The organism is Cellulomonas biazotea, assembly GCF_004306155.1.
GTDB lineage: Bacteria > Actinomycetota > Actinomycetes > Actinomycetales > Cellulomonadaceae > Cellulomonas > Cellulomonas biazotea.
In genome coordinates this window covers 1-919 of sequence record NZ_BIMR01000526.1, presented here as the reverse complement: position 1 = coordinate 919, position 919 = coordinate 1, and the positions used below count along the sequence as shown (strand labels likewise).

Sequence of the window (919 nt, the reverse complement as noted above, 5' to 3'; positions counted from 1 at the left end):
ACCGTGGCGCGTCCGACGCCGCCCGGGCCGAGGGCTTCGCGACCGGCTACGCCGCGGGTGCCCGCGAGGCCGCCCGCGTCGCGCAGGAGGAGGCCACCCGCGTGCGCCTCGCGCAGGAGGAGCGTCGCGTCGCCGCGCAGGTCGCGCTCGACCGCGCGCTCGACGTCCTGCGGGCCGCCGGTGCGGCCGCCGCGGCCCGGACCGTGCCCGTCGCGACCGAGGTCGAGCACCGGCTGCACGCCGCGGCCCTCGACCTGGCGACCGCGGTCCTCGGCGTCGAGCTGTCCGACCACGAGCGGGGCGCGCGTGCGGCGCTGGCCCGCGTGCTGGCCCACGTCGACGGCACCGAGCCCGTCACGGTCCGGCTGCACCCCGCCGACCTCGCCGCGCTGACGGCCGCCGCCGACGCGACCGGTGCGACGCTGCCGGACGTCCCCGAGGGCGTCACGCTCGTCGCCGACGCGACGCTCGCACCCGGCGACGCCCGGGCCGACCTGCCGGACGGCTTCCTCGACGCCCGCGTCGACGCGGCGCTCGCCCGCGCTCGCGCCGCCCTGGACGGTGCCGCGTGACCCTCGCCCTCGAGCACGCCCCGACCACGGCCACGCCCGCCGCCTGGCAGCGCGCGCTCGCCGCGACCGCCCCCGAGCGCGTCGGCACGGTCCGTGCGGTCGTCGGCCTCACGATCGAGGTCGTCGGCACGGGCGCCGCGCTCGGCGAGCTCGTGCGCATCGGTGACGACGTGCTCGCCGAGGTCGTCGCCACCGCCGGCGCGACCGCGCGCTGCATGCCGCTCGGCCCGACGTCGGGGCTGCGCGCCGGGATGCCGGCCCGCCCGCTGCGCGAGTCGCTGCGCGTCCCCGTGGGCCCCGGCCTGCTCGGCCGGGTGCTCGACGGCCTGGGCCGCCCCATCGACGGC

The 919-nt window shown here is 81.2% G+C and carries 1 protein-coding gene and 1 pseudogene; both read left to right on the top strand.

What is annotated here, in order from left to right:
- A partial coding sequence (locus CBZ_RS20610) for a FliH/SctL family protein (protein ID WP_130783250.1) occupies positions 1–572 on the top strand: 572 nt, incomplete at its 5' end.
- A pseudogene (locus CBZ_RS20605) lies at positions 569–919 on the top strand (EscN/YscN/HrcN family type III secretion system ATPase); the annotation flags it as partial. The gene CBZ_RS20610 and the pseudogene CBZ_RS20605, both read left to right, overlap by 4 nt.